General features: G+C 59.3%; 28 protein-coding genes and 2 pseudogenes. 7 read left to right on the forward strand and 23 right to left on the reverse strand.

Going from position 1 to position 26366, the window contains the following annotated elements; all coding sequences use genetic code 11:
- Positions 1-22: 22 nt before the first annotated feature.
- The 3 genes and pseudogenes from AC2FPW_RS13025 to AC2FPW_RS13035 all read right to left on the reverse strand — a co-directional run.
- Positions 23-688, reverse strand: coding sequence for a L,D-transpeptidase (locus AC2FPW_RS13025; protein ID WP_007803448.1), 666 nt, complete (start codon positions 686-688; stop codon positions 23-25).
- 193 nt (positions 689-881) lie between these two features.
- Complete coding sequence (locus AC2FPW_RS13030) at positions 882-1604, reverse strand: cytochrome c biogenesis CcdA family protein (protein ID WP_007803446.1); 723 nt, start codon at positions 1602-1604, stop codon at positions 882-884.
- A pseudogene (locus AC2FPW_RS13035) lies at positions 1592-1711 on the reverse strand (IS5/IS1182 family transposase); the annotation flags it as partial. The pseudogene AC2FPW_RS13035 and the gene AC2FPW_RS13030, both read right to left, overlap by 13 nt.
- Before the next feature lie 109 nt (positions 1712-1820).
- On the opposite strand from AC2FPW_RS13035, the gene AC2FPW_RS13040 reads away from it, so the two are divergent.
- Positions 1821-2465, forward strand: coding sequence for a hypothetical protein (locus tag AC2FPW_RS13040; RefSeq protein ID WP_007803445.1), 645 nt, complete (start codon positions 1821-1823; stop codon positions 2463-2465).
- Positions 2466-2472: 7 nt separating this feature from the next.
- Here the strand turns inward: AC2FPW_RS13040 and AC2FPW_RS13045 are convergent, their stop codons facing one another.
- The 5 genes from AC2FPW_RS13045 to AC2FPW_RS13065 form a co-directional block, all read right to left on the reverse strand.
- Positions 2473-3810: an APC family permease gene (locus AC2FPW_RS13045; RefSeq protein ID WP_335949224.1), complete on the reverse strand. Its 1338-nt coding sequence runs from the start codon at positions 3808-3810 to the stop codon at positions 2473-2475.
- A gap of 48 nt (positions 3811-3858) precedes the next feature.
- Entirely contained in the window at positions 3859-6204 is a 2346-nt protein-coding gene (locus AC2FPW_RS13050; RefSeq protein WP_012187177.1) for a copper-transporting P-type ATPase, read from the reverse strand.
- A 78-nt stretch (positions 6205-6282) separates the two neighbouring features.
- Positions 6283-7203, reverse strand: a complete 921-nt coding sequence (gene lgt / locus AC2FPW_RS13055) for a prolipoprotein diacylglyceryl transferase (protein ID WP_007803438.1) — start codon at positions 7201-7203, stop codon at positions 6283-6285.
- 105 nt (positions 7204-7308) lie between these two features.
- A complete protein-coding gene (locus AC2FPW_RS13060) occupies positions 7309-7695 on the reverse strand; it encodes a DUF302 domain-containing protein (RefSeq protein WP_007803435.1) in 387 nt (128 codons plus the stop codon).
- Between the two features lie 140 nt (positions 7696-7835).
- Positions 7836-8444 (reverse strand): EF-hand domain-containing protein, encoded by a 609-nt coding sequence (locus AC2FPW_RS13065; RefSeq protein ID WP_012187178.1) that lies wholly within the window; start codon positions 8442-8444, stop codon positions 7836-7838.
- A 397-nt stretch (positions 8445-8841) separates the two neighbouring features.
- Here AC2FPW_RS13065 and AC2FPW_RS13070 point away from each other — a divergent pair, with 397 nt between their 5' ends.
- On the forward strand, positions 8842-9399 hold the full coding sequence (locus tag AC2FPW_RS13070) for a hypothetical protein (RefSeq protein ID WP_012187179.1): 558 nt from the start codon (positions 8842-8844) through the stop codon (positions 9397-9399).
- Between the two features lie 76 nt (positions 9400-9475).
- Here AC2FPW_RS13070 and AC2FPW_RS13075 read toward each other — a convergent pair whose 3' ends face one another.
- From AC2FPW_RS13075 to AC2FPW_RS13095, 5 genes and pseudogenes are all read right to left on the reverse strand, one after another.
- Positions 9476-10141, reverse strand: coding sequence for a L,D-transpeptidase (locus AC2FPW_RS13075; protein ID WP_012187180.1), 666 nt, complete (start codon positions 10139-10141; stop codon positions 9476-9478).
- A gap of 42 nt (positions 10142-10183) precedes the next feature.
- Entirely contained in the window at positions 10184-10696 is a 513-nt protein-coding gene (locus AC2FPW_RS13080) for a disulfide bond formation protein B (protein WP_012187181.1), read from the reverse strand.
- Positions 10697-10809: 113 nt separating this feature from the next.
- Positions 10810-12072: a multicopper oxidase family protein gene (locus AC2FPW_RS13085; RefSeq protein WP_007803424.1), complete on the reverse strand. Its 1263-nt coding sequence runs from the start codon at positions 12070-12072 to the stop codon at positions 10810-10812.
- A gap of 125 nt (positions 12073-12197) precedes the next feature.
- Positions 12198-12482: pseudogene (locus tag AC2FPW_RS13090) on the reverse strand (L,D-transpeptidase); the annotation flags it as partial.
- A gap of 15 nt (positions 12483-12497) precedes the next feature.
- Positions 12498-12779, reverse strand: a complete 282-nt coding sequence (locus tag AC2FPW_RS13095) for a L,D-transpeptidase family protein (RefSeq protein WP_335949223.1) — start codon at positions 12777-12779, stop codon at positions 12498-12500.
- A 179-nt stretch (positions 12780-12958) separates the two neighbouring features.
- Here AC2FPW_RS13095 and AC2FPW_RS13100 point away from each other — a divergent pair, with 179 nt between their 5' ends.
- Positions 12959-13795, forward strand: coding sequence for a DUF305 domain-containing protein (locus AC2FPW_RS13100; protein ID WP_012187184.1), 837 nt, complete (start codon positions 12959-12961; stop codon positions 13793-13795).
- A 12-nt stretch (positions 13796-13807) separates the two neighbouring features.
- Entirely contained in the window at positions 13808-14572 is a 765-nt protein-coding gene (locus AC2FPW_RS13105; protein ID WP_012187037.1) for a MauE/DoxX family redox-associated membrane protein, read from the forward strand.
- 21 nt (positions 14573-14593) lie between these two features.
- Here the strand turns inward: AC2FPW_RS13105 and cueR are convergent, their stop codons facing one another.
- Together cueR and AC2FPW_RS13115 are read right to left on the reverse strand one after the other, a co-directional pair.
- Positions 14594-14992, reverse strand: a complete 399-nt coding sequence (cueR, locus tag AC2FPW_RS13110; protein WP_007803416.1) for a Cu(I)-responsive transcriptional regulator — start codon at positions 14990-14992, stop codon at positions 14594-14596.
- Positions 14993-15004: 12 nt separating this feature from the next.
- Complete coding sequence (locus tag AC2FPW_RS13115; protein ID WP_496814069.1) at positions 15005-17515, reverse strand: heavy metal translocating P-type ATPase; 2511 nt, start codon at positions 17513-17515, stop codon at positions 15005-15007.
- A 152-nt stretch (positions 17516-17667) separates the two neighbouring features.
- On the opposite strand from AC2FPW_RS13115, the gene AC2FPW_RS13120 reads away from it, so the two are divergent.
- On the forward strand, positions 17668-17868 hold the full coding sequence (locus tag AC2FPW_RS13120; RefSeq protein WP_007803412.1) for a heavy-metal-associated domain-containing protein: 201 nt from the start codon (positions 17668-17670) through the stop codon (positions 17866-17868).
- 42 nt (positions 17869-17910) lie between these two features.
- Here the strand turns inward: AC2FPW_RS13120 and AC2FPW_RS13125 are convergent, their stop codons facing one another.
- From AC2FPW_RS13125 to AC2FPW_RS13160, 8 genes are read right to left on the reverse strand one after another with little or no spacing between them, the layout of a single operon-like run.
- Positions 17911-18642 carry a DsbA family protein gene (locus tag AC2FPW_RS13125; RefSeq protein WP_009807488.1) on the reverse strand — a complete coding sequence of 244 codons (732 nt, stop codon included), beginning with the start codon at positions 18640-18642 and terminating at the stop codon, positions 17911-17913.
- A gap of 1 nt (position 18643) precedes the next feature.
- Positions 18644-19126 carry a c-type cytochrome gene (locus AC2FPW_RS13130; protein ID WP_007803408.1) on the reverse strand — a complete coding sequence of 161 codons (483 nt, stop codon included), beginning with the start codon at positions 19124-19126 and terminating at the stop codon, positions 18644-18646.
- A complete protein-coding gene (locus AC2FPW_RS13135; protein ID WP_007803406.1) occupies positions 19123-20517 on the reverse strand; it encodes a multicopper oxidase family protein in 1395 nt (464 codons plus the stop codon). Before AC2FPW_RS13135 ends, AC2FPW_RS13130 begins: the two co-directional genes overlap by 4 nt.
- A 43-nt stretch (positions 20518-20560) precedes the next feature.
- The gene (locus AC2FPW_RS13140; RefSeq protein ID WP_007803405.1) at positions 20561-21478 is read right to left on the reverse strand and encodes a c-type cytochrome; all 918 of its coding nucleotides are present in this window, start codon (positions 21476-21478) and stop codon (positions 20561-20563) included.
- Positions 21479-21480: 2 nt separating this feature from the next.
- Positions 21481-22074, reverse strand: coding sequence for a c-type cytochrome (locus AC2FPW_RS13145; RefSeq protein WP_007803403.1), 594 nt, complete (start codon positions 22072-22074; stop codon positions 21481-21483).
- 43 nt (positions 22075-22117) lie between these two features.
- Entirely contained in the window at positions 22118-22444 is a 327-nt protein-coding gene (locus AC2FPW_RS13150) for a hypothetical protein (RefSeq protein WP_103911584.1), read from the reverse strand.
- Complete coding sequence (locus tag AC2FPW_RS13155; protein WP_007803401.1) at positions 22444-22902, reverse strand: c-type cytochrome; 459 nt, start codon at positions 22900-22902, stop codon at positions 22444-22446. Before AC2FPW_RS13155 ends, AC2FPW_RS13150 begins: the two co-directional genes overlap by 1 nt.
- A 28-nt stretch (positions 22903-22930) precedes the next feature.
- Complete coding sequence (locus AC2FPW_RS13160; protein ID WP_496814073.1) at positions 22931-23491, reverse strand: L,D-transpeptidase; 561 nt, start codon at positions 23489-23491, stop codon at positions 22931-22933.
- A 155-nt stretch (positions 23492-23646) separates the two neighbouring features.
- Between AC2FPW_RS13160 and AC2FPW_RS13165 the strand changes: the two genes are divergently transcribed.
- A complete protein-coding gene (locus tag AC2FPW_RS13165; RefSeq protein WP_007803398.1) occupies positions 23647-23949 on the forward strand; it encodes a DUF2933 domain-containing protein in 303 nt (100 codons plus the stop codon).
- Between the two features lie 283 nt (positions 23950-24232).
- Positions 24233-26362: a protein-disulfide reductase DsbD family protein gene (locus tag AC2FPW_RS13170; RefSeq protein ID WP_009807485.1), complete on the forward strand. Its 2130-nt coding sequence runs from the start codon at positions 24233-24235 to the stop codon at positions 26360-26362.
- The last annotated feature ends 4 nt before the right edge of the window (positions 26363-26366 follow it).

Here is a 26366-nt window from a genome sequence, read left to right on the forward strand (position 1 = left end):
CGCGTAACACATGATGCGCCAGTCAACTTCTCGGAGTGACGCTGTCTTCCGCCGAGTACAGGAATGCCGTCGAGCCAATCTCGACGTTGGGATAGAGATCATTGATGTGTGCCATGACCATTCGGACGCAGCCGGAACTCGCACGGCCGCCAATGCTTCTTGGATACGGTGTCCCGTGAATCCTTAGATAGGTGTCTCGGTCGCCGACGAAGAGATAGAGGGCTCGCGATCCGAGCGCGTTTTCAGGTCCGGGTTCCATACCGTCAGCGATATCGGCGTAGAGCTCTGGGTCGCGGTCGATCATGTTTTGTGTCGGCTGCCAATGCGGCCACCTGACCTTGCGCTTGATCGTATAGGTGCCCGGTTCGTAAAGTTTACCGCGCGCGATCGCCACGCCATAGCGCATCGCCGTGCCGCCTTCTTCGATGTGGTAGAGATAGCGCGCAACAGCATCGACATGGATATCACCGGGTACAAGTCCGTCCTTCGCGAGGACCCGCTGTGGCAGGAAGCGAGGGTGAAGGCCCCAAGGGTTGGACGTGGCCGGGTCGTAGCCGGGAGGTGTAACCTGTGCGTCCCAAGCTGCCTTCTGCGCATCGGTAGGCCACGTGTCTGCAAGGAGCGGGCTGGATATCGATGCCGAAAACAGCGCGGTGGTCGTCTGGATGAAATGTCGTCTTGTCAGCATATAGATTGCTCCGTTCACGCATTGGACGGCAAACCGAACCTTACCCCGAACGCAGTGTTGTTCGCCCGGGAAGGAGTGAGGCGTTATTGGCAACTTGCTCCATGGTGCCGTTCTTTGTCGGTGGCTTAACTCCTAAAGCTACTAGAGGTTCAAGAAAATTTTCTGTTATCAATAGACGCTGCTACTAATGGAGCTATCCGATCCGTCCCAGAACCGGAAATACGTCGAGCATCCAGTATGACAGCGCGCTCAACTGCCCTGTCATCATCGCCAGCCCCATCAAGATCATCACTATGCCCGCAAGCTGGTGGAGGCGGCGGCCAACCCGGCCGATGGCCCGCAACCGTCCCGCGATCTGGTCGGTGAATCCGGCCACGATCAGAAACGGTATTCCAAGGCCGGCGGAATAGACGGCAAGCAGCATGATACCTTCGCCCATCGTGGCACTCGCCGCACTGGCTGTCAGGATCGCGCCGAGGATCGGGCCGATGCACGGAGTCCAGCCGAAACCGAAGGCAAGACCGAGGACATAGGACGCAGCGGGTTGGCCCCCGGGGATGTTGAGATTGAATCGGAAGTCGCGTTCCATGACCGAAACACGCGCGGCTCCTATCATGAAGAGCCCGAAGAAAATGATGATGCCGCCCCCAACGAGGTTGAGTTCATACCGCCACCGAAGCAGGGCCTGACCCATTGCAGTCGCGGATGCGCCAAGTCCCATGAAGATGGTGGAGAAGCCGAGGACAAAACACAGGCTCAGCCAGACCGCGCGCGACGGCGAAGCGCCGACCACCCCGCCCTCAGCGGCTGTGCGCCCGGTTACGTAGGAGACATAACCTGGCACAAGAGGTAGCACGCAGGGGGACAGAAATGATATCGTGCCGGCTAGGAGGGCGGCGGTGAGGGCGCGCGCCAAGTGATGTCTTCGTCGACCCAGATCAGCAGGGACCCCCGCTTGCGCAGCGATGCGTTGTAGCTGGACCAGTTGGTCGTACGATAGCGGGCGGGAGATGGGTTGCTCATGGAATGCGGCTAACAGCATGGGTTCGCGAAGGGAATCCTGAGGCGTCAGACTTGTGCAACAACGCCCCGTATCATCGACCTAGTGGTGCCCACATGGCAGGCTATTTCAATGGATAGATTTTTCTCTATCAGTATGCCCGCGGCTCAGTTTGTTAGAAATGTCCTGCTGTTCAGCTTCGCTGCATTACTGCCGGTCCTGTTGTTCTACGTCTTACTGGCTCCGGGCTTTGCTCCGGCTCTTGCTGCCGGCGGACCGGCACTCATGCGCTTACTAAGGCAGGTTGCGACCAACGGTTTGCCCGTGGTTTTTGCCGTCAACTATGTCAGTTTTTTCCTTTTCGCTATGACAAAGCAACCAAAGGCGGGCTCAAGAGACACGGCGTTTTTCGTGCTGGTCGATGTCTTGCTCAGAGCCCTTCTCTTTCCAGGTCTCCACGTGCTGATATACGTTCTATCTGCCGACTGGTTCGGGTCATTCGGCGGCAATCGTTCAACCGCTTTGGCGGTTGTATCCCCGACTCTTGCGCGTTCGGCGTTTTTCGAGAACATCTCCGGCGTTTACCTCTATGCGACTATGATAAGCGCGTTGCCGCTCTACGTCTCGGCTTTCGGGCGGTCGGAATTTCTTGGACCGGTTGTACGTCGCTTGCCCATGAACACGGGCGTGATGCTGCTTGCCCTGGCTGCGTTTGCCTTGTCGGTCGGGCTGATCACGATCGGCGCACAAGGCATCGCATCTCTTCAGGCCAGGTGATGGCAGGCTAATCACCGTGGGCGTGGGCGGGGGCGGGGGCGACTTGCGGTGCCACCCATTGCGACAAGTAAACGCGCTCGAAGGCGAACACAGCGATCATCCCGACAGCGGCGTAGAGAACGATCATCGGGTCGCTTTGAAGCTTCATCACGGTGAAAGCTGCCAGTACTATCGCATCGAGCGCCAGGGCAGTCAAAAGCACGATACCGAAGGCGCCGACGTCTGCTCGACGATAGCGGAACACGCCCCAATGTATGACCATGTCCATGACGAGGTAAAAGAAAGCACCGAGGGATGCGATCCGGCCTAAATCAAAGAGCACGGCCAACGTCGCGGCGATGACGACAGTATAGACCAGGGTGTGGCGTTGGATGGGACCTGGCATACCGAAGTGGCTGTGCGGGATCATTTCCATGTCGGTCAGCATCGCCAGCATACGCGACACCGCGAAGACGCTGGCCAGAACGCCGGACGCCGTTGCGACAGCGGCCAGGATCACCGTGAGTATGAAGCCGGTTTGTCCAAGGGCGGGCTGCGCCGCTTGTGCCAGCGAATAGTCACGCGCTGAGATGATCTCCTCGATCGTGAGACTCGAACCGACCCCGTAGGCGACCAACAGGTAGACGACGACGCAGATTCCGATAGAGAACATGATCGCTCGGCCAACATTGCGATTTGGTTCAGTGATCTCGGCTCCGCTGTTGGTGATCGTGGTGAATCCCTTGAACGCAAGGATGGCCAGCGCCGTAGAGGCGATGAACCCCGTGAGCCCGTAGGATTGTGAGGTCTCGGACGCCGCGGCGAACGCAAAACCACTGGACCACAGGGCCGCGATGCCAAACAGAGCTATGCCTCCGATCTTGATCGCGGCCATGATCAACGAGAACAGCCCGACCGAGCGGTTTCCGGCCATGTTCACCAAAAAGGCGAAAACGATCACGGCCACAGCCAGAGCGGGGACCAATGGGCCACCTTCGATATCGAAAGGGCGCAGGACATAGGTGGCGAAGGTTCGCGCGACGAGGCTTTCCGCGATCACCATGCTGAGCGCCATCAGCAGTGCGGCCCCGCCCGCGATGGCTCCGGGGCCATAGCATTTCTGCAGGATCATGGCGATGCCACCCGAGGACGGCCATTTGTTCGACATCCTGATGTAGCTGTAGGCGCTGAAGCTTGTGACGACCGCGCCGGCGATGAATGCAAGCGGGAAAAGCGGGCCGGCGAGCTGCGCGATTTGCCCCGTCAACGCAAAGATTCCAGCGCCGATCATCACGCCTGTCCCCATCGCAACGGCTCCGCCCAGACTGATGGAATTTTCGCGGTACGTTTCTTTTTCGCTCTGCATAAATGGCCCCCTTTTAATTTTGGTTCATCCGAACGCTGTTGCGCGCTTCTAGATACGAACGCCGCGAAGGCGCAGCGAATTGAGCACCACCGAGATTGACGACGCGCTCATGGCGAAGGCAGCAAACATCGGACTGATGAGGATGCCAAAGAAGGGAAACAGAACTCCCGCCGCGACCGGCACGCCGGAGGCGTTGTAGATCAGCGCGAAGAACAGGTTCTGGCGGATGTTGCGCATCGTGGCCCGGGCGAGCCGCCGCGCACGCACGATACCATCAAGGTTGCCCTTGACCAGCGTGACGCCCGCGCTTTCGATGGCCACATCGGCGCCGGTGCCCATGGCGATGCCGACATCGGCCTGCGCGAGCGCGGGGGCGTCGTTGACGCCATCCCCGGCCATGGCGACCTTGTGGCCCGCCTCTTGCAACTCAAGGATGATCCGCGCCTTGTCCTCCGGCAGCACGTCGGCCCGGATCTCATCGATTCCGAGCCGCGTGCCGATGGCCTTGGCCGTGCGTTCGTTGTCGCCGGTCGCCATGATGACGCGGAACCCCAGTTCATGCAGATCCTCGATGGCTTCTGGCGTGGTCTCCTTCACTGGGTCGGCGACAGCAACTAGACCGGCGATCTCGCCATCCAGCACAACGAACATGACCGTCTCGCCTTCGTCGCGGCGGGCATTGGCCTTGGCGGTCAACGCGCCCGCCTCGAGCCCCAATTCGCGGATCATCGCCAAATTGCCGAGCGCGACCGCTTTGCCGTCAACGACCCCCTTGACGCCCTTGCCAGTGACCGCCTCGAAGTCCCGTGCCTCGTCCATTTTGACATCTCGCTCCTCCGCACCCCTGACGATCGCTTCGGCCAAGGGGTGCTCCGATCCGCGCTCAAGCGATGCGGCGAGACGCAAGACCTCGGCTTCGTCGTGGCCGGGTTGCGGGAGTACGTCGACAAGCCGCGGCTTGCCTTCGGTCAACGTGCCGGTCTTGTCGACGATCAGGGTATCGACTTTCTCGAACCGCTCCAGCGCCTCGGCGTTCTTGATCAGCACCCCTGCCTGAGCGCCCCGTCCTGTCGCTGTCATGATCGACATCGGTGTCGCCAGGCCAAGCGCACAAGGACAGGCGATGATCAGAACCGCCACCGCCGAAATCAATGCGTAGGAAAGCGCAGGCGCGGGCCCCCAGATCGCCCAGGCGATGAAGGACAGGACCGCGATACCGATGACGGCCGGAACGAAATATCCCGCCACCTTGTCGGCGTATTTCTGGATCGGGGCGCGCGAGCGCTGCGCGTTCGACACCATCTCGACAATTTGAGCCAGCATCGTGTCGGACCCGACACGCGTCGCCTCCATCACCAGACTGCCGGTGCCATTGATCGTCGCGCCGGTCAGCGGGTCGCCCTCGGTCTTCTCGACCGGCACGGGTTCACCGGAGATCATGCTTTCGTCGACCGAGGACCGGCCGTCCAGAACCACGCCATCGACCGGCACCTTGTCACCGGGCCGCACGCGCAGCCGGTCCCCGACTTGCACGTCCTCCAGCGGGATTTCCTCCTCGGATCCGTCGTCCCGGATGACCCGCGCGGTCTTTGCCGCCATGTCGAGAAGCGCGCGGATCGCCTTGCCGGTCCCCTCGCGGGCGCGTAGTTCCATCACCTGGCCGAGCAGCACCAGCGTCACGATCACCGCCGCCGCCTCGAAATAGACGCCGACATGGCCTTCGGAGTCTCGGAACCCATCAGGGAATATGTCCGGTGCGAGAACGGCAACGACGCTGAAGAGCCAGGCGGCAAGAACGCCCATGCCGATCAGGGAGAACATGTTGAGGTTCAATGTGCGGAACGAAATCCATCCGCGTTCCAGAAACGGCCAGCCGCACCACAAGACCACTGGCGTTGCCAGGATCAATTCGATCCATTGTGTGGTGCTTTCGCCAAAAAAAGTCCGGACTGCGGGGAAACCGACGAATGGCCCCATCGTGAGGACAAGGAGCGGGATCGTCAGGACTGTGCCGACCCAGAACCGCCGTGTGAAATCCACCAGTTCGGGATTTGGACCTTCATCGCCCGGCACACCGGATTCCAGTTCCAATCCCATACCACAGATCGGACACGCGCCCGGATCAGGCTGCCGCACCTGAGGGTGCATCGGGCAGGTGAAAATGGGACCATCATGTCCTGTAGGAACCAGATCATATCGGCCATCGGCCGGCGTGGCACCCGCGTGGTGTTCGTGATGATCATGTGCTGAATGGACCTCGAGCTCCGATTCCGGCACGAGGTGCATCCCGCATTTCGGACAATTGCCGGGCTCGTCCTGCCGCACCTCAGGGTGCATGGGGCAAACGAATACCGAAGAAGCTGCTGTGGTTTCAGAACTGTCGGGAGTGCTCATTTTGCGGTCCTTTCCGAGAATGCTTCTCTTGCCTAGGGCTTCCATCCGCGGGAGGGTCAAGAGAGATCAGTACGGCGATTACATTGCGGCTCTGCGGGGTGGCGCTGTCCGGCCCCGTTCCCGCCGGGCGAACACGATCAACGCCAGCCCGACCAGCGCCATTGGCATGGAGAGCAACTGGCCCATGGTCAAACCCCACTCACCAAAATGAAGCGCATGGCCGATCGGGTTGTCCGCCGTCACAAATTGTTGGTCCGGTTGCCGGAACATCTCGACGAAACTTCGGGCAAGACCATAGCCGGTCAGAAACACGCCAGCCAAGGCACCGGGCATTTTCAGCCAGCCCCGGCCCCAAGCGAGATAAATGAGCAGTATTCCAAGAATGAGCCCCTCCAATACCGCCTCGTACAGCTGGGACGGGTGTCGGGCGCAGAGGCCGCTAACCCCTGGGCAGGCCTGCGCGACTTCGCCGGGAAAGATCACCGCCCAGGGAACGTCCGTTGGACGCCCCCACAACTCATTGTTGGTGAAGTTCGCCAGCCTTCCAAGAAACAAGCCTGGTGGTGTTGCCAAAGCCAGCAAGTCGCCAGTGCTGAGCAATGACGCGTTCTGTCTAAGGCAGAACAGCAAGGCCGCGATGACAACTCCCGCGAACCCCCCGTGGAAAGACATGCCGCCTTGCCAGACCATCAGAATTTCCAAGGGATTGGCGAGATAATATGCGGGCTGGTAGAACAGTACAAAGCCCAGGCGACCACCAGCAATCACGCCGATGATGATCCACGTCAGAAGATCTTCGATCTGCGTTCGGTCAAGCGGCGGTCCAGCTGACGTCCAGAGCGCGGGACGGCTTATGGCACTCGAACAAATGCGCCAGCCAATCAGGATACCGAAGATATAGGCTAGCGCGTACCAGCGGAGTGCGAATGTGACCCCCCCGATGTCGAAGGAGAAGAGGTCGGTTCCAATATCCGGAAATGGCAATCCCGCTGGCAGCACTGGGTGAGTTCCTCATCAGGAATTTACGTGGGGATTAGATGGCATTGATCGAGCACCGCTAAAGGCGCTCGATCTGCGACAGGGCATCCAACGCCCATCCCGCCATCACGCGGTGTCGAGGGCGTCCCGAAGGAGATCGCGGACTTCGCCGGCGACCGCGTCCAGGTCTTGGTTCTGCACCGCCTGCATCGAAGCGACAGGATCGACCGCGCTGACCTCGGTGTCGCCGTCCAGTTGCCGCAGGATAACATTGCAGGGAAGCATCGCACCGATGCGAGGCTCGATCTCGATGGCTTTGTGCGCCATGCCCGGATTACAGGCCCCCAAGATGCGGTAAGGCGGCATGTCCGCATCAAGTTTCTTTTTCATCGTCGCTTTGACGTCAATCTCAGTCAGAACGCCGAAGCCCTTGTCTGCCAAAGCATCCCGAACACGCATCTCTGCGTCATCGATTTTGGTGTCTTTCAGGACGCGATCATAGGTATAGGCCATGGGAATTTTCCTTTCCGTGTCTCTATTTGTTGGCATACCGAGGCTAAACGGTTCAGGTCGCGGTTCGGTTCAATGTCCCGACCGCGAATGGTTTTGGGGTTGTGAGGACGGGTGCCGGAAAAAAACCGGCACCCATTGGCTCAGTTGTCCTGCATCATGGAGCCGTTGCCCATGCCCTGACCGTTGCCAGGCCGCGCAGGCGCATCTGCCATATTCGACCGCATCATCTGCATCCGCTCCATCCTATCGGCAGGAGCGGCCATCTCTTCCGGCGTCACCGCGCCGTCGCCATCGGCATCGAGGTGTTGGAAGCGATCCACCATCATTTCGCGGATCATCGCGCTGTGGAGAGCTTCAAACTCGGTAATCGAGAGGCTTCCATCCCCGTCGCTGTCAAACTCGGAAAGCTTGGCCTGCAGCTGCGTGCGCATTTCTTCCGGCGTCGTTGTGCCGTCTCCATCAGTGTCGAACATTTGCATCATGCCGCCAGCCATGCCTGGGCTCATCATACCACTGCCCATGCCTGCGCCCATCATGCCTGCGCCCATCATGTTTCCGTGCATGCGCTTCATCATGTCCATCATTCCGCCCATGTTCCCCATCATACCGGGACCACCGTTCTGCATCATGCCTGGTCCGCTCTGGGCGCCAAATTGTCCCCCACGCCCGTGGTTGGCGTCCGCGAATGCGGCACCGCCAAGGGCGGTTGCAGCCAGGGTCATTGCAGCGAGTAAAGTGTTGCGTTTCATTTCGATCACCTCGTGTCAGTGTTGCGATACCCAGCATATGGGGGGCACCTGCAGATGCGGAATGCCACGCGAGCCGGTGTTTTGTATCGCGAGGTCACAAAGGCGGGGTCTGTTACAAATTGCGACAAATCAATTCGGGGCGAACGCTCCTCTTCATCTGAAACATGCGATATCCAGAAAAAAAGGTGTCGAGGATCCGTATACCAACCGAAACCGAACCCATGTTTCGGTAGAGGTGAAATCCGGAAGAGTTGATGTCGAGATTGCTAGAGGCCCTGAATATCCCGAAAATTCAATCATTCAACCCATGGCAGGAGGCTGCAGGGTGCTCTTTTTGAACCGCATTTTCTCAGTTCTAACCTTGGTAATTTTGGCGGGGTGCGGTGCAGGAAACGACATGCGCCCGGATGCTTCAGCCGAAGTCATCAGTAGCGCATCCTACCGTCACGATGGACCGGCCGCGCTGACGTTGTACACCATGATCAACAACAGGTCCGGGGCGGGTGCGCATAGCAGCGTCATGATTAATGGGTCGCAGCGTGTTATCTTCGATCCGGCAGGAACGGTCCGGCTGAGCGCTGTACCGGAACGGGGAGATGTGCTTTATGGCATTACTCCACAAGTGGCCGATTTTTATGCGCGGGCTCATGCTCGCGAGACCTACCATGTCGTCATACAAGAGATCGATGTGTCTCCCGAAGTCGCGGAGCAGGCTTTGCGCCTTGCAATTGCCAGCGGCCCAGCCGCTTCCGGTTTTTGTAGTGCCAGTACCTCCGCGGTACTCAGACAATTACCAGGATTTGAATCCATCGGACGCACATTTTTTCCAAAGCGCCTGATGGCGGATTTTGGCAAGTTGCCGGGCGTGCGAACCACAAAGCTGTTCGAGAACGATGAGGACGACAAATCCGTAGCGATCGCACAGTTCGAAAGTTCACTTGCGACACAGCCGTGAGTGTTCGTCCAACAATTCATTGGAAGATGTCCCTGCACGACGCAGTCCTCGGCGTGTGAGCCAAAGATGCAATAGGTTAGCTTCGAGCGGTAACGCTGTCTTCGGCCGAGTAAAGGAACGCCGTCGATCCGACAGCGACATTCGGATAGAGATCATTGATGTGGGCCATCACCATGCGCACGCATCCCGAACTGGCCCGGCCGCCAATGCTGCGAGGGCTCGGCGTTCCGTGAATTCGAAGGTACGTATCCCGATCTCCGACGAATAGATACAAAGCCCTGCTGCCCAAGGCATTGTTGGGGCCGGGCTCCATACCGTCGGCAAACCGCTCGTAAGCCTCCGGATCGCGTTCGATCATTGACTGCGTTGGCGTCCAGTGCGGCCATTCGACCTTTCGGCGGATCGTATAGGTGCCGGGTTCATAGAGATCGCCCTTGGCAATCGCCACCCCGTATCGCATCGCGGTGCCACCTTCCTCGATATGGTACAGATAGCGCGCGATCGCATCGACGTGAATGTCACCCGGGCGCAAACCGTCATTCGCCAAAACGCGTTGCGGCAGCAGCCTGGGATGCAGCCCCCATGGGTTGGTTGTTGCCGGGTCATAGTTGGCGGGCGTGATCTGCGCATCCCAAGCTGCTTTTTCGGCTGTTGACGGCCAGGTCTTAGCGAATGCTGGCGAACTCAGAGACGCTGAAAACAGCGAGCCGGAAAGTGCAAGGAAGTGTCGTCTTGTAACCATGAAGCGAAGCCCTTTGTTTGTTTTCGATGAATGCGGGACGATTCAAGAAACGTCCGCGACCCCATGCCACCGAACCTTTTGATGTCTTGCGATCGCGACCAACCAGAGGCAAGCAAGGACACCGCTTAGGATCGCGTTCCAACTGGCCATGGACAACGTCAGAAATTCCCAGACAACCTCACTGCACAGAACAAGATTGGACGTATTTGAACTGGCAGAGGGCAGCAATTCCGATACCGACATTTGGGAAACATCGAGGCCGGATCCCGTGCAAGAAGTCGGTCCCTCCCACCAGCCGCGCTCGACACCGGTATGAAACACTCCCAACGCGGATGTGCTGAGTACCGACAGGGCACCGATTATCAGGATTGGCAAAATCGGCAGAGCAAAGAGCAACAGAGCGCCCATTCCAATGGCGATTGCGTGTGGGTAGCGTTGCCAGATGCACATTGCGCACGGCGCGTACCCAAGAGCCTGGAAAACGAAGGCCCCCAACAGCAAGGCGGCTGATCCTGCCGCCGCAGTCATGCCGAGAGATTTTGGTGTCAGGGTCAATGAACGCTCCCATTGGCAGTCGATGGACCTGTTTCTCGCTTGTCAGGTTACGTAGACGGCGAAAGGCCTGTTATCATTCAGAGATTTGTAACGGTATGTATCCGTCTCGACCCTCAGCCGACTCTGATCCACGTTGCCATACCGTCGGCTTGGTGGCTCAACATGTGGCAATGCAGCATCCACGATCCCGGATTGTCCAGGACGACGAGAATATCCCGCGTCTCGCCGGTATCCAGATAGGTCGAGTCCCGGTATGGACCGGCTTCACCCGCCGCATCGAGTTCCCAGAAATGGTGGCCATGCAGATGCATGACGTGTGGGAACCCGGTTTCGTTGCGGATCGAAATGCGCGCGGTCGTCCCCTGCGCGGCGGATAGGAAAGGCCTTCGAGGCAGGCCGGATACGTCATTGAGCGCCCATGTCCCTGTGCCGTTGTGGGACGCGCTTCCCGCACCTCCCTGGAGCACCAGCTCCGCGGTTTGGCCGGGGTCTTTCGGGGCGGGCATTCGGTTGGCGGGCAATGCGGTGATGGGCGCTTTCGCGGGCTCACGGGAACCGGAAACAGCGATTTCGCCAAGGCTCAACGTCTGTTCTCCAAAGCTGTCGTCGAATCTAATAGGCCCGGTCGCATCACCAATCACATCGCATCTTTGCCCCGGAGCGAGAAGGATCGGTTCGAGCGTCCGAGGATGCGCCAGAGGCATGCCATCCAGTGCAACGATCTTGCCTATCAAACCATCCAGGCCGACACGGTACACCCTGTCGATAGAGGGATTTATGAGACGCAGTCGCAGACGGTCGCCTCGTTTCACAGTCTTGCCGGTTCCATTGAAAACAAGTGCCGTGACCGTATTGCCGATACGGCCCTCGGTTGCGAAGTGGGCCGGGTTGAACGCTTCGTCGTACTGCCCGGACTGATCTAGCAAGACATCGAAGAACTGAACAACGATGTCATGGTCGACAGCCGGCGCATTTTGCTCCTCGACGATGAAGGCGCCGAAAAGACCGCGGCTGACCTGATCGTAAGACAGGTAATGCGAGTGATACCAATACGTGCCGGCATCCGGGACGCCGAATTGATAACGATACGAGTCGCCCGGAATGACCACATCCTGAGTGAGGACGTTGACACCATCCATCCGATTTGGAACCCGCAACCCATGCCAGTGAACGAGAGCGCCCTCCTCCAATCGGTTATCGAGGGTAATGCGGGCGGTTTGTCCTTGTCGCATTCTGACTTCTGGGCCCGGCAGACCACCGTTGAAGCCCAACATCGACACGTCGTACCCAGCAAGGTGCGCCTTGATCGATTGGGGCGCGAGGATCAACTCGTGTGTCGCTGCTGGCAAGCGGGTACCAGCCAGCGCAACGGTCATCCCGCCAAGGAAAGACCTCCGGCTCAAAGACAATTCCGTCACCTCATGAATGATAGACTGGCTTTCGCCAACTGCCGCACTTGTGCCATTTCCGGAAGAGGAACTTCAAGGCGACAGAACACTCCTCACGCCGTTGTCACTTTGGGATACAGGAAGACGCGGGCGCCGATTTCAACGCGTTCGTACAGATCCTTCACATGTTCATTCGTCAACCGCGCGCATCCATTCGACACGGCAGACCCAATTGTCTCCGGGGCGTTCGTTCCATGAATGCGAAGATAGGTATCGCGTCCCTCGGCATCGTAGAGATAGAGCGCGCGGGCCCCGAGCGGGTTGTTTGGCCCGCCTTTCAGTCCATCCTTGTACTTTGCGTATTTGCGTGGCTCGCGCCGGATCATGGCGTTCGTTGGCCGCCACCATGGCCATTAGGCCTTGCGCGCTACCGTGAACTCTCCGGGTTCGTACAAACCTTTGCGCCCTACCCCGACCCCGTAGCGGATCGCCATCCCGTCCTCGAGCATGAAATAAAGGAAAAAATCGTCGGGAACGACGTGGACATCGCCTTTAACCCAGTCACCACGACGGGTGTTTACCAATTGTGGTTCGAACCGTTCGGGCAATTTGACTTTGTGGGCCCAGGCAGTTGTGGGCAGAAAGCAACCCATCGCTCCGGCACAAATCAATTCTCGTCTCGTGAAATTCTGCATGGCGCGATCTCCTCGGACCCATGAAAATTCAGTGCGCGTCAGGGGCAAAGAAAAGAAGCCGTGAACCGGGGCAAACGACGCGCCTTTGTTGCCTTGAAACTACGAAAATTCGTGCTTTTGGAACTCTCCAGCGCTGGAATGTTGTTGTTTTACAGAGAACTGCAAGGAGGTGACTGGAAATGCACTACTCACGATTCTTTATGATGATCGGAACATCGACCGTGGTCATGTTCGTTCTGATGTACCTGAACACCTATCTTTGGGGCCATATCTTCTTTTCGGAGACACGCCTTTACATGGCCATCCTGATGGGGGCGACCATGGCCGTGATCATGTTGGCGTACATGTTGTCCATGTATCAGAACACCAAAGCCAACATCGCGATTTTCGTTGGCGCAATAGTCCTTTTCGCGGCGAGCCTCTGGCTGGTTCGCGGGCAATTCACGGTACAGGACAGGTCCTACATGCGCGCCATGATCCCGCACCACTCGATCGCCATCATGACGTCGACTCGTGCCGAGATCACCGACCCGCGCGTCCGGGGGCTCGCAGACGACATTATCTATGCGCAGGACAAGGAAATCGCCGAAATGCGCTACCTTATTGCTGACATTGGAGCAAACGGCGAAGCATCGGCCACGCGAAGCGAAACGCCGGCGCAGGTTGTGGATGCGCAACAGGCGCTTCAAACGGAGGTCGTGTCGAAGGTCGATCCTGAGTTTCTGACGGAAGACGAAATCGCTGCGGTGTTCCCGAATGGCGGAAATTGCCGCTTTGCTTACACCTCGGACAGTCCGGCTGTACTGGTGACTGGTGAAACCGGCGAAGGGTCTGCCGCCGCAATGAAGATCAGCGGTGATCTGGTGCGCCTGAATGCGCAGGGCGAAAATGCATTTTCTGAAGGCCCGCTGTCGGCCGAGATCGCAGAGACGAACGGTGACCTGACCGATCTGATCGTCAGCGCGGGAACCGACTACGAAGCCGGGTTCCGTGGTCAACTTACGTGCAGCGGATAAGGAGGAAAGGACATGCCCCGCGACACAGACAGTAAATCCGCGCAGCTTTATCGCATGGTCATGCCGGGCCATGTCTGCCCCTACGGTCTGAAATCGAAAGACCTGCTGGAGCGGCAAGGCTTCGAGGTGGAAGACCATCCGCTTGACACCCGTGAAGACACCGATGCTTTCATGGAGAAGCACGGGGTCGAGACGACGCCGCAGACTTTCATCGGGGACGAACGGATCGGCGGTTACGATGATCTCAGGGTGTTTTTCGACATTGACCCACCCGAGGAAGAGCAAAGCGACACGACCTACCAGCCGGTCATCGCGATCTTTTCCGTTGCCGCGCTGTTGGCATTGGGCCTGTCTTGGCACCAGTACGGGTCGGTCCTTACCTTGCGGGGGTTCGAATGGTTCATTTCGCTGTCCATGACCATTCTCGCGATCCAGAAATTGCAGGATGTCGAAGGGTTTTCGACGATGTTCCTCAACTACGATCTGCTGGCGCGCAAATGGGTGCGATACGGCAAGGTCTACCCGTTCGGCGAAGCGTTGGCAGGTGTCCTGATGACTGCCGGCGCGCTGCTGTGGCTCTCGGCGCCTGTCGCCCTGTTTATCGGCACGGTCGGCGCTGTCAGCGTGTTCAAGGCTGTTTATATCGACAAGAGAGAGCTGAAATGCGCCTGCGTCGGCGGTGACAGTTCCGTCCCGCTGGGGTTCATTTCGCTGACGGAAAACCTGATGATGATCTTCATGGGTATCTGGATGCCGGTCCGCGCGATCTGGTTCTGAGGTACAGCCCCTTCTTGCCTGTCACTTGGCCAACCGCTCCGGCGACAGATCCTCGATGATGGGGCAGTCGGGCCGGTGATCCCCGGCACATTTTTCCACCAGTTCGGCGAGCGTCGCGCGCATGGATTGCAGTTTCGCGATCTTTTCCTCGATCTGGCGCAGATGGTCTTCCGCAACCGCCTTCACTTGCATGCTTTCGCGGTTTTCATCCTCGTAGAGCGACAGGAGCGTCCTGCAATCTTCGATGGTGAACCCCAAGGCCCGTGCGCGACCCAGAAACGCCAGCTTGTGAATGTGGCTCTCGGTGAACGCGCGGTAGCCGTTCTCGCTACGGTTCGGGCGGATCAGCCCGATGTCCTCGTAGTAGCGGATTGTTTTTGGGGGCACACCCGATTGTCGGGCAACGTCTCCGATGTTCATGTCGAACCTCCGTTATTCTGCTGGAGCAGGAGTGGCGGCTGCCAGCTCTGCCGGGATTGCGCGCTGCTCGTCCATCGCAGGCGCGATGCGCCGCAGCCGCAGGGCATTGGTCAGGACAAACACCGAGGACAACGCCATCGCACCCGCCGCAAGGATTGGTGACAGGAGCAACCCAAAGGCGGGATAAAGCACCCCGGCAGCGACCGGAATAAGTGCCACGTTGTAGGCAAAGGCCCAGAACAGGTTCTGCCGGATGTTGCGCATGGTCCGCCGCGATACTTCGAAGGCGTTCACCACGCCGCGCAAATCGCCCGACATCAGGACGACATCCGCAGATTCGATGGCCACATCGGTGCCGGTTCCAATGGCGATGCCCACATCGGCATGCGCCAGCGCCGGGGCGTCGTTGATCCCGTCGCCGACAAAGGCGATGCGCTTGTTCCCTTGGCGCAAACTGTCGAGCGCCGCAACCTTGCCGTCCGGCAGGACGCCGACGATGACGTGGTCGATACCGGTTTCGCGGGCGATGGCTTCGGCGGTTTCGCGTTTGTCGCCGGTGATCATCGCAACCGCAAGACCCTTTTCGTGCAGCGCTGCGATGGCTGCGCGGCTTGCCGGTTTGACCGGATCGGCCACGCCGATCACGGCGGCGACACGCCCATCTATGGCAGCGTAAAGCGCCGTGCGACCCTTGCTTGCGATCTTCGTTTCCTCTGGAGCCAATGCCGAGACGTCAATGCCTTCGCGCGCCATGTAGCGGTCGGCCCCAACCAACACCTCCACGTCTTCGACCACGGCGCGCACGCCGTAACCTGTGACCGATTGAAAGCCTTCGGCCGCCACAAGAGGTGCGCCCTCGGCCCGCGCGGCCCGCACGATGGCGTCCGCGACAGGATGCTCGGAGAGCGACTCCACGGCAGCGATCTTCGAGAGCGTTGTTGGGCGATCGAACCCTTCCGCCAGCACAAGGTCAGTCAGTGCGGGTCGCCCCTCGGTCACCGTGCCTGTTTTGTCGAGGGCGACCACATCAACGGAATCAAGTTGCTGCAAGGCGTCACCTTTACGGAACAGGACACCCATTTCCGCAGCACGTCCCGTCCCGACCATGATCGAGGTCGGCGTCGCAAGCCCCATCGCGCAGGGGCACGCGATGATGAGCACCGACACACCGGCGACCAGCGCCATCGTCAGGGCCGGATCAGGCCCGAAAAACAGCCAGACCAGCACGGTCGCCGCCGCGATCGCCATCACGGCAGGCACGAACCACAAGGTGATCCGGTCGACCAATCCCTGGATCGGCAGTTTGGCGCCCTGGGCCTCTTCGACCATGCGAATAATCTGCGCCAGGGTCGTGTCGGCGCCGACCCGCGTGGCGAGGAACTGCAGGCTTCCGGCGCCGTTGACCGTCCCGCCGGTCACCGTATCTCCGGCACCTTTTTCAGCGGGGATCGGCTCGCCTGTCAGCATGCTTTCGTCGACGCGGCTGGTCCCCTCGATGACCTCGCCATCGACCGCGATGCGTTCACCAGGGCGCACGATGACGATGTCACCCTGAACCAGCGCATCGATCTCGATCTCGACGCTTTCTCCGTCCCGCATCACGCGTGCAGTCCGCGCCTGAAGCCCTAATAGCTTCTGGATGGCCGCGCCCGTTCTCCCCTTGGCGCGCGCTTCAAGAAACCGCCCCAGAAGGATCAGAACGACGATGACCGCTGCCGCCTCGAAATAGACGGTGCGCAGCGTGTCAGGCAGGACCGACGGTACGAATGTCGCAACCACGGAATAAAGGTAAGCCGCCCCGGTGCCGACCGCGACGAGGCTGTTCATGTCGGGGGCACCCCGGAACAAGGCCGGGAAACCCTTGGTGTAAAACGTCCGGCCCGGGCCGAAGAGAACGATTGTCGTCAGCACGAACTGAAGAAGCCAACTCGTCTGCTGGCCAATCGTGGTCTCGATCAGCATATGAACGGCCGGAATGACGTGGCCACCCATTTCGATCAGGAAGACCGGCAAGGCGAGGATGGCCGCAAAGGTGACCCGTTTGGCAAGCGCCTGAGCCTCTTCCTCCTTGCGCGCAACTCTGTCGTCACCGGCCTGGGCCGTTGCCACGGTTGCTGGATACCCTGCCGCGCCACTTGATTCGATCAGATCGGATGTCGTGACAAGACCTTCGACGTAAACGACCGTCGCCGTCTCTGAGGCGAGGTTGACGTTCACCTCGACCACCCCGGGCACCGCGGCAAGCGCCTTATCGACCCGCCCGACGCAAGAGGCACAGGACATCGCTGCAATCGTGAGTTCGGCCCTGGCCTTCCGCGCGGGGTAGCCCAGCTCGCGAAGGGATTCGATGATGTCGGGAATGCGCTTGAGCGCGTCCACGCTCATGCGAGCAGTTTCCGAGGCAAGGTTCACCGACACATCCTCTACGCCGTCGATTGCATTCAATGCGCGATCGACCCTGCCAACGCAGGACGCGCATGACATGCCTTCGATCGGCAGGCTGATCTGTTTGGGTTCGGGCATATGTGTCACCTGTTTTTCCATTCGAAGTGGAATATGAGGCTTCCAGTTACTGGAGGGTCAATGGGAGGGCGCCAAATAAATTTCTTCACTTGACCTTCCAGCGGGGGGAAGCCCCATGTCACCGATAGAAATCAGATCAAGGAGTGGTTCCGATGAAGTTCAGCGTTCCGGACATGAGCTGTGGGCATTGCACCGCAGCAATCGAAAGCGCGGTGAAGAGCGCAGATCCGAATGCAGGCGTAGAATGTGACCTTTCTGCCCGACAGGTGCATGTCGACAGCGTGTTACCAGCCGATCAGGTCCAAGCGATCATTCGGGATGCGGGCTACAACGTGGAACCTGCGGCCGCTTGATGCAGTGCCTGGACCACCCAAGGGTGGTCCGGGCACAGAATTTCAGTCTTCGACTTTGCGGGCTTCCTCGACCAAGTCGGCAAGCTGCGCCTTTTCGACGAAGCCCGGGACCAGCGCATCCCCGATCACGAAAGACGGCGTGCCGTTAAAGCCCAGAGCTTGGGTCAGTTGCATGGAGGTCGCAATGTGCTCTTCGACCTCGGGGGCCTCCATGTCCTTGCGCAACTGCGCGATATCCAGGCCGATCTCCTCGGCCACGCGCAGCACGGAGGCCTCTTCCGCGCGGCCTTCCAGCCCCATCATTGCCCAGTGAAACTCTTCGTATTTGTCCTGCTTGCGCGCTGCCAAGGCCGCTTTCGCGGCAAACACCGATCCGTCTCCGAGAATGGGCCATTCACGATAGACGAGGCGAATGTTGGGATCGTCTTCGATCAAAGCCCGCACCTCGGGTTTGACCCGCCGACAATAGGGACAGTTGTAGTCGAAAAATTCCACAACAGTGACGTCCCCTTCCAGGTTGCCGAGAACCGGCGCATTCGGATCGTTCTCGATTAGATCGCGCTGGTCATTCAGAACTTGGGCCTGACTGAGCTCCTGCGCTTGCGCCTGCCTTTGTTCGAGGATCGCCACGGCCTCCATGACAATCTCCGGGTTCTCGCGGATTGCCTCGAGCACAAGTTCCTTGACCCGGGACTCTGACAGTTCGTCCGCGAGTGCCGGTATCGGAAGCAAGGCAGCTATCGCGACCGTCGTGAAGGCTTGTCTGAAACGCATTTTAGTTCTCTCCCCGTTGTTCGTCGGCTTCTGTCCGCGCGGCCTGGACTTCGCGGATGCGGTCTGGCCAGGTGGACCGGATGAAGGCCAGGATGTTGTGAATTTGCTGGTCGGTCAGCACGTCTGCGAAACCGGGCATGCCACTGTCGAATTCGACGCCCTGACGCGCCAGAAGCGCCGCACCCCCCAGTTTTGTGTAATCGAAGAGCAGGCTGTCAGGATGATGCCAGGTGTGACCCGTCTCATCATGTGGTGGTGCTGGCAGGCGCCCATCCGCGCCGGGCGTTCGCCATTCCGGCTGGCCTTCCAGACCCGCGCCATGACAAGACGCACAGTTTTCTGCGTAGAGCAACGCGCCTTCTTCGATGTCGTAGCTCTCCGCCCTGGACGCGCTGCCGACATCCGAGGATGCACTGGTCGAGAGCCAATACGTGAAGGCGGCTGCTGCGACAGTGATCGGAAGGGACCAAACGAGATATCTCATGTGACCCGTATCCAGGTTGTCATGCCAGATGCGGCGTGGCTGAGCATGTGGCAATGGAACAGCCACTTGCCGGGATTGTCTGCCGTAAAGGCGATCTCCCGGGACTCGTTGCCGGCCAACAGGATCGTGTCCCGCATCGGCCCGAACGCGCCGTCGGGGCGCAGCTCGCGGAAATGCATCCCGTGCAGGTGCATCGCATGTGGGAAAACGGTCTGGTTCTCGATCTTCAGGCGCACCGGCTCGTTCAGGGATAGATCGGCCAGTGGCGTGTAGGTCATTTCGGCGACATCATTCAGGGCCCAGAATTTGCCCGCTTGGGCAAGCTGACGGAATCCAAGACGTTCCCCGCCAAGCAATGCGGACTGCATTCGCCCCATTGCCCCGCCGGACATGACCAGTCGCAAATCACGCGCATCGGCAAGGTCCGGGGCGTGTGCCGCGGGGTTCGGCGGCAACGGCAGTGGCTTGCCTCTTGGTACTGAACTGGCTGTGCCGTTGACCAGAAAACTCACCAACGGGGTCAATTGATCATCATCGCCGATGCGAAGCAATTGGGCGGTGCCGCCTTCGTCTTCGGTCACATCCACAATTAAGTCGACGCGCTGTGCCGGGCCGAGGATCAACTCGCCGTCAACCGACTGGGGTTGGCCGGTTGGCATTCCATCCACGGCCACCGTCCAGCCACTGAATCCAGAGAGCCTCAGCGGGAAAATTCGAGCGCTTGCTGCGTTGATGATCCGCAAGCGAATGCGCTCGTTGCGCTGCGCGGGCAAGGTCAGGTCATAGCGCCCGTTGGTCGTGATAAAGTTGCCGGTACGTCCACCGTGGCTCATCATCATGGGCTGTTCGAAATTGTCGAACAGCTGCCCGCTCTCAGGGTCGAGCAACCAGTCCTCCAGAACGATGACTTCCTCGCGGTCGATGTCCGGTCCATCGACCTCTTCGACGATCAAGGCACCGCGCAGACCACGCGCGACTTGCTCGTATGAGCGATTATGCGCGTGATACCAATAGGTGCCCGCGTCCGGTACGACGAAGTCGTAGTCAAAGGTTCCACCCGGCGCTACGGCCTCTTGGGTCAGCCCTGAAACGCCATCCATCGCGTTGTCGATCCGGATTCCGTGCCAGTGAACCGAACTGGGATCGGGTACCTCGTTGCGAAACCTGCGACGCACCCGATCGCCTTGTGTGACCCTGATTTCCGGGGCCGGAACGAGGCCGTCATAGCCCCAGATCTCTGTTTCCGGGTAGGTGTCCGGAAGAAGCTGTCGACGTGCAACCTTGGCAATCAGGTCCTCGAACGGGGTCGCGGCAAAAGCCGACTGCGGGATGGCCGCCGCGCAGGCCGCCAGTGTTGCATGGCGCAAGAAATCCCGACGTGTTTGTCTCATTTCGATCCTCGAGAAAGCGGGGGCGTGTTGCCCCCGCGTGGTGTTAGTTCGACGCGGGGTTCTCCGCCTCGACCGTGTCCTTGTTCAGCAGGAAAAGCGCCATCGCTTCGCGATCGGCAGGTGTCAGAAACCGAGTTCCCTCGCGAACCACTTCCGCCATGCTGCCGCCGAAAGCATCGCCCGAAGGGGTGATGCCGGTCTGGAGCGCATAAGCGAGGTTTGAAACCGTCCAGTCATTTTTGACCAGGTCTTTTGGCCGTATCGCGGGGGCCTTGCTGCCACCGGGAAGCTGGGCGTTGCCTGCAAAGGAAGCACCGATATCGCGGCCTCCCGCAAGATTGCGCGGCGTATGGCAGGCTCCGCAATGTGCCGCACCGCGCACCAATTCCCGTCCTCGATTCCATGCGTCGCTTCGCCCTTCAATCGGTTCGGTATCCGGATCGTAGAAGAACGCCGCTCGCCAGAGCTTCAGCCCCCATCGTTGGTCGAATGGGAAGCTGACATCATTTTCTGGTGCAGGCTCGTCCACGGGCGGCACGGTTTGAAACGCCGCCCAGAGGTCAGCGATATCCTGATCAGAAAAATCCGCATAGAAGGTGTACGGGAAAGACGGATAGTACGGCGTTCCATCGGGGCCGATGCCTTGCCGCACGGCTTTTGCGAACTGTTCTGCCGTCCATTCGCCCATGCCATGTTCCGGGTCTGTCGTCAGGTTGGGCGGGTAGAACGTTCCGAACGGGGTTTCGAGCGGCGCCCCTCCGGCAAGTGGTGCGCCGCCCGCTTCAAAATTGGTATGACAGGCAATGCACCCACTGGCGCGCGCCAGATATGCGCCCCGGTCGACATTGCCCTCTATTGCAATCGGAGTCACTGCACTGCCGACAGGCCATGCAATCACGACGCCGAGGCTGGCCGCGCCCAGCACGGCGGCCCCGCTGACGAGTGTCAAGAACCGGCGCATGGTCAGTCTTCTTCCGCCCGGAAGCGTTCATGGCATGCGGAACAGACCTGGGTCGTCATCGCGAATGCTGCGTCGGCGGGCATTTCGGCAATGGCGGCCGCATCCATCATGTCGCCTCGGCCCATCATCGTGCTCCCGCCCATCATGGTTGTATCGCCTCCCATCATTGACCCGCCGCCCATCATCGAGGCGCCATCCATGGAGGTATTGCCGCTCATGCCGCCCAATCCATTGTCGGCTGCGCGTTCCAGGCCCTCAGAGTATTCTTCCAGCTGACTTGCCAATGCCGCGAAGCGCTCCCAGTCGGTCCACACCTCGTCCTTGGCTTCCGAGGGCATGCCCCCTGTGCCCTCTGGGAACAGCTTTGTCATGCTCTCACCGGCGTGCTGCTGGAACAGGCGCGCGGCATCGCGCACTGTTTCTGCGTCATAGGCCGTTTCGCCCCGCATCATCGGGGCCACGGTCTTGACCGCCTTCCCCATTGCAAGCATGGCATCCATGCGCTCTTTCACGATGCCGGTGGCACCGCTATGCGCGAATGCCGTGACCGCAGTACCTGCAATCAACACTGCCGCTACGATAGTCGTCTTTTTCATGTCTTCGATCCTTCTTTGGGTCTGCTTTTCGAGCGATGTGAAATCAGACCCACCGTCGGGGCGGTGGAGGATCGCTGATCGGGCGCAATTCGGTTCGTTGGATCGCGCCGTCTTGCATGACGGCTTTCAGAAAAGAAGGCTCGTACGCCATGTTCGGCTGAAGCAATAACGCTGCCGGGACAGAACAATCGAGGCCTGGATGGCAGTGGCCAGAGGCCTCGGTCGATGGCCCTGCGTCTTCGTGACCATGGTATTCCTGCCCCAACGACGTTTCACCATGATATACCGGCGCCTCTGGCACCCCGAGTACTACAAGGAAAAGGCCGAAAACGGCCGACAGAATCCATCGGTTCGTCTTCGACCAACGCATCAGTTGATCCCGTTGGCCCGCTGCAATTCGCGGACATAGGCGGCCACCATCTTGACGTCTCCTTGGGTCAATCCCTCGATCTTAGGCATATTACCGAAATTCCAGTGATGTGCACGGACGCCGTTTTGAGCTGCCAGAACAAAAGCCATGTCCGAATGGTGGCTCGGTTCGTAGATCTTGTGCACGAGAGGCGGCGCAACACCGTTGCGACCGGCGGCATTTTCGCCGTGACACTCGGAACATTTTGCCTCGAATATGTTCTTCCCAAGCGCCGCCTGCTGCGAGAGTGCGTCAGGCAGCTGGACCTGGACGATCGGATCGCCTTCGGCAATCTCGCTTGTGTCAGGTGGCGTCATGGAGTGGCCAACCGCTAAATCTTCGGCTCCAACGAACTGCCAAACGGCAAAACCCCCGCCGATAACAAAAACGGCACCAATCAGCGCAGTTAATTTGTCCATGCCTGTATCTTCCGCCTTGCCCGTTGGGTCAGATGAGTTTGACTTGAGTGCCGACAGGCGCTCGCTCGTAGACTTCCTCGATCTGTTCGTTGAACAAACCGATGCAGCCGTTTGACGACCGGCGGGCGATCTTGCGCGTGTCCTGTGTCCCGTGAATACGGTAGTACTGCCACGACAGGTACAGTGCGCGAGTACCCAAGGGGTTGTCCGGATCACCCCCCTCGATACGTGCCGGCCATTCCGGATTGCGTTCCCGCATGGAGGGCGTCGGCGCCCAACTGGGGTTTTTGCGTTTTTCCACCACTTCAGTGTAACCGCGTTTGGTGAGTTCGTCGGTCAGCGGAACGGATGTCGGGTAAATCCGCATCTCGCCGTCCGCTGTCCAGTGCTGTAGCGCCATCGTCACGGTGTCTGAGATGATGATCCCTTTGCCGAGCGTGTCGAAATGGTCTTGCCAGTCATGAACTCGGAAAGAAGAAATGTTGCGGCGAATGGTTTCGGCTCGAACCACGCTTGGTGCAACCAAAGCGACAGCCGCATACCCCAACAGGCTTCGTCGATTGATCTTGTTGTTTCGCGATGTCGTCATGACACACTCCTAGCCTACGGTTTGTACATGTCTTTTACGGGAGACCCGGCATCAGGCAACCTGACAAGGCCGCGAGAAGTGTATCCATTTGTATCCTTGACCTTACCCTGCTGGAGGGTCGCAAATGACGCCAGGAACGAGACAAAGAGGGTGTCATGGACGACGAAAATCCCAAGAATAAGCCGATTACAGACAAGCTCATGCATTACGGAATGATGGCGTGTTGCATTGTGATGCTGTTGCCCGTGATCGGTTTTTTTCTCGCTGGCGGAACGCTTGCGGGTATGTGGGGCAATGCATCGGCTTTCGCCCCGCTCCTGTTGTGCGTTGGAGCGCATCTTGTGATGCATAGATTCATGGGGAAATCGTGCCATTCCGACAAGGCAAACGATACTATCGAGGAAGCGCCCGAGCCCATAAGTTCCGTGATTCCTAGCGTCGCCCGCAACAGGCAGTGATGTGCGAGGGAAAGCAAAGGTATTCGTATTGCTGTTGATGGTTACATTACTTGGAGGTTGCGCGGGAAGCCTTGCAGACTGCCTAGATCTGAAGGCTATCGTGTCCACGAAGCAAGCGTCAGACCTTCTGCCGGATGGGTGTCGAACCCTTTCATCTTCTGCGACTGGCGTTGCGCGAATTGTCTGTGCGGACGGTCGTCAGGGTTTTGCCACAGGTGGACTTTGACGCAATTTCCGCCGTCCTGGCGAAATCTGCGGAAAATATGGGAAGAAAGCAGGTATCTTGATCGATTGCCTTTTGATCCTGCGACGGGTTTTGCTTATTCCCTTCGTGCTCCTGGCCGTTGTCTCTGGAAGTGTCGCGGCAGCAACCTCTGCTGAATACCAGAGCGCGCCACTCACCGCGCATCTCATTAGTGTACAGGACGGCGTTCCCGAGAACACACAGACTCTGTCAGCCGGGCTTCACCTTCAACTGAACGAAAACTGGAAGACCTATTGGCGGTCGGCGGGCGAGGTGGGAATACCGCCTTCGGTCGAATGGAGCGGTTCCGAAAACGTCGCAGATGTCGAATTCATGTGGCCCGCCCCGACGCGCTTCACCGCCTTCGGCATCGAAAATTTTGGTTATGCGGGTGAAGTCGTCTTTCCGCTGCGCATAACGCTCAAAGATCCCGGCGCACCTGTGACTCTTTCCGCGCAGGTCAAACTGCTGGTGTGCTCCAATGTCTGTGTCCCGGAAGAGTTTGACCTGTCACTTCGCCTCGGACGGGGCAACGTCATCGACAGCACTTCGGCTGGGCTGATCGGTACGTTTTCCGAGCGCGTCCCCGAAGGGGCCAAGACGAGCGGCGTCAGCGAGGCAAATGCCTTCATCGACGAAGACCTCACGGAGTTGATCGTCAGCCTTCGCGTCGATGAACCACTCCAGTCGCCGGATGTGTTTCCCGAACTGGGTATGGGTGTTGCGCTTGGCAAACCCGATATCCGTTTGGGAGAAGAGGATCGTTTGCTTTGGGCGCGCTTGCCGATCCTCTCGTCGAATACGGATGTGACAGTGGCTCCGTCGATTACCGTCACCGACGGCGAGAACCGGGCCTTCACGATCATCGCGGATCGCGTGGCGCAAGGAATAGCACCACCCTTTGAACTGGCCGCCACGACACCGGACATGATGGAACTGATCTGGATTGCCGCGATCGCGCTGCTGGGCGGATTGATCCTGAATGTGATGCCCTGCGTGCTGCCGGTGCTGTCCATCAAGGTGTCGTCTGTGCTCAAACACACCGATCACGACACAACCCGTGTCCGGTTCGGTTTCGTCGCTGCCAGCGCCGGCATCATGACGTTCATGTGGGGTCTGGCGCTCGTCCTCTGGGCGCTCCAGACGGCAGGCCTCAGCGTCGGGTGGGGTTTGCAGTTTCAAAGCCCGCTGTTTCTTGCGGCGATGATCGCTGTCCTGCTCGTCTTTTCGGCAAATCTGTTCGGAGCGTTCGAGTTCGCCCTTCCACACGGCATGCAGACGCGGCTTGCAGGGGCCGGAGGACGCAACGGGTATTCCGCCGACTTTTTCACTGGCATGTTCGGTGCCGTCATGGCGACGCCTTGTTCGGCACCGTTCCTCGGCACCGCGGTGGCCTTTGCTTTGGCCGGGCGTGGCGTGGACATCCTCATCGTCTTTACGAGCCTCGGGCTCGGCCTCGCCCTGCCCTATCTCGTCATCGCCGCGTTCCCGCGTCTGGTCGCATTCATGCCCAAGCCTGGTCGATGGATGCTGATCATCAAAAGCGTCATGGGGGTTTTGTTGCTTGCAACCGCCGTGTGGCTGTTCTGGGTGCTCGACGGTGTCGCCGGGCTTGCGTCTGTCATCGCGGTCGCGGCGTTGTCCGGTCTCGCCGTTCTGATACTATCTCTCCCGAATGTGCAGTCCCAATTCAGGTGGTCTATTGCCATAGCCAGCCTTGTCCTGGCCATTGCCGCAGGTCCTCTCTTGCAGCAATCAGCACCTGCGCGTTCGACGCCGCAGTTGGCAATGGCTTGGATCGCATTTGATCGTTCGGAAATAGCGAAACGCGTGTCCGCAGGAGAGGTCGTTTTTGTCGATGTGACCGCTGACTGGTGTCTGACTTGCAAAGCGAACAAGACACTTATCATCGATCGGGAGCCAGTCCGGAGCGCGCTTGAAGCGCCTGGAGTCACGGCGATGCAGGCAGATTGGACACGCCCGGACACGCGCATTTCCCGCTACCTTGAGAGTTTCGGCAGATACGGCATCCCCTTCAATGCCGTCTACGGACCATCGGCACCGAACGGCATTGTGCTGTCCGAATTGCTAAAAACCGAGGACGTGATGAACGCCTTGGCGCAAGCCAGTGGTCGGGATGTTTCCGCAAAGGTTGCCGGACAGGAGTGACCTG

Source organism: Ruegeria sp. SATB027, from assembly GCF_059613825.1.

What these genes read in the sequence shown, in the direction of transcription:
- AC2FPW_RS13140 (WP_007803405.1), bottom strand. Translation starts at nt 21,478, where the DNA reads ATGCGCCGGTTCTTGACACTCGTCAGCGGGGCCGCCGTGCTGGGCGCG.
- AC2FPW_RS13160 (WP_496814073.1), bottom strand. Translation starts at nt 23,491, where the DNA reads ATGACGACATCGCGAAACAACAAGATCAATCGACGAAGCCTGTTGGGG.
- AC2FPW_RS13045 (WP_335949224.1), bottom strand. Translation starts at nt 3,810, where the DNA reads ATGCAGAGCGAAAAAGAAACGTACCGCGAAAATTCCATCAGTCTGGGC.
- AC2FPW_RS13075 (WP_012187180.1), bottom strand. Translation starts at nt 10,141, where the DNA reads ATGGTTACAAGACGACACTTCCTTGCACTTTCCGGCTCGCTGTTTTCA.
- AC2FPW_RS13145 (WP_007803403.1), bottom strand. Translation starts at nt 22,074, where the DNA reads ATGAAAAAGACGACTATCGTAGCGGCAGTGTTGATTGCAGGTACTGCG.
- AC2FPW_RS13025 (WP_007803448.1), bottom strand. Translation starts at nt 688, where the DNA reads ATGCTGACAAGACGACATTTCATCCAGACGACCACCGCGCTGTTTTCG.
- AC2FPW_RS13165 (WP_007803398.1), top strand. Translation starts at nt 23,647, where the DNA reads ATGGACGACGAAAATCCCAAGAATAAGCCGATTACAGACAAGCTCATG.
- AC2FPW_RS13070 (WP_012187179.1), top strand. Translation starts at nt 8,842, where the DNA reads ATGCGCCCGGATGCTTCAGCCGAAGTCATCAGTAGCGCATCCTACCGT.
- AC2FPW_RS13130 (WP_007803408.1), bottom strand. Translation starts at nt 19,126, where the DNA reads ATGAGATATCTCGTTTGGTCCCTTCCGATCACTGTCGCAGCAGCCGCC.
- AC2FPW_RS13040 (WP_007803445.1), top strand. Translation starts at nt 1,821, where the DNA reads ATGGATAGATTTTTCTCTATCAGTATGCCCGCGGCTCAGTTTGTTAGA.
- AC2FPW_RS13120 (WP_007803412.1), top strand. Translation starts at nt 17,668, where the DNA reads ATGAAGTTCAGCGTTCCGGACATGAGCTGTGGGCATTGCACCGCAGCA.
- AC2FPW_RS13050 (WP_012187177.1), bottom strand. Translation starts at nt 6,204, where the DNA reads ATGAGCACTCCCGACAGTTCTGAAACCACAGCAGCTTCTTCGGTATTC.
- AC2FPW_RS13060 (WP_007803435.1), bottom strand. Translation starts at nt 7,695, where the DNA reads ATGGCCTATACCTATGATCGCGTCCTGAAAGACACCAAAATCGATGAC.
- AC2FPW_RS13065 (WP_012187178.1), bottom strand. Translation starts at nt 8,444, where the DNA reads ATGAAACGCAACACTTTACTCGCTGCAATGACCCTGGCTGCAACCGCC.
- AC2FPW_RS13085 (WP_007803424.1), bottom strand. Translation starts at nt 12,072, where the DNA reads ATGACCGTTGCGCTGGCTGGTACCCGCTTGCCAGCAGCGACACACGAG.
- cueR (WP_007803416.1), bottom strand. Translation starts at nt 14,992, where the DNA reads ATGAACATCGGAGACGTTGCCCGACAATCGGGTGTGCCCCCAAAAACA.
- AC2FPW_RS13115 (WP_496814069.1), bottom strand. Translation starts at nt 17,515, where the DNA reads ATGCCCGAACCCAAACAGATCAGCCTGCCGATCGAAGGCATGTCATGC.
- AC2FPW_RS13125 (WP_009807488.1), bottom strand. Translation starts at nt 18,642, where the DNA reads ATGCGTTTCAGACAAGCCTTCACGACGGTCGCGATAGCTGCCTTGCTT.
- AC2FPW_RS13095 (WP_335949223.1), bottom strand. Translation starts at nt 12,779, where the DNA reads ATGCAGAATTTCACGAGACGAGAATTGATTTGTGCCGGAGCGATGGGT.
- AC2FPW_RS13135 (WP_007803406.1), bottom strand. Translation starts at nt 20,517, where the DNA reads ATGAGACAAACACGTCGGGATTTCTTGCGCCATGCAACACTGGCGGCC.
- AC2FPW_RS13100 (WP_012187184.1), top strand. Translation starts at nt 12,959, where the DNA reads ATGCACTACTCACGATTCTTTATGATGATCGGAACATCGACCGTGGTC.
- AC2FPW_RS13155 (WP_007803401.1), bottom strand. Translation starts at nt 22,902, where the DNA reads ATGGACAAATTAACTGCGCTGATTGGTGCCGTTTTTGTTATCGGCGGG.
- AC2FPW_RS13150 (WP_103911584.1), bottom strand. Translation starts at nt 22,444, where the DNA reads ATGCGTTGGTCGAAGACGAACCGATGGATTCTGTCGGCCGTTTTCGGC.
- AC2FPW_RS13105 (WP_012187037.1), top strand. Translation starts at nt 13,808, where the DNA reads ATGCCCCGCGACACAGACAGTAAATCCGCGCAGCTTTATCGCATGGTC.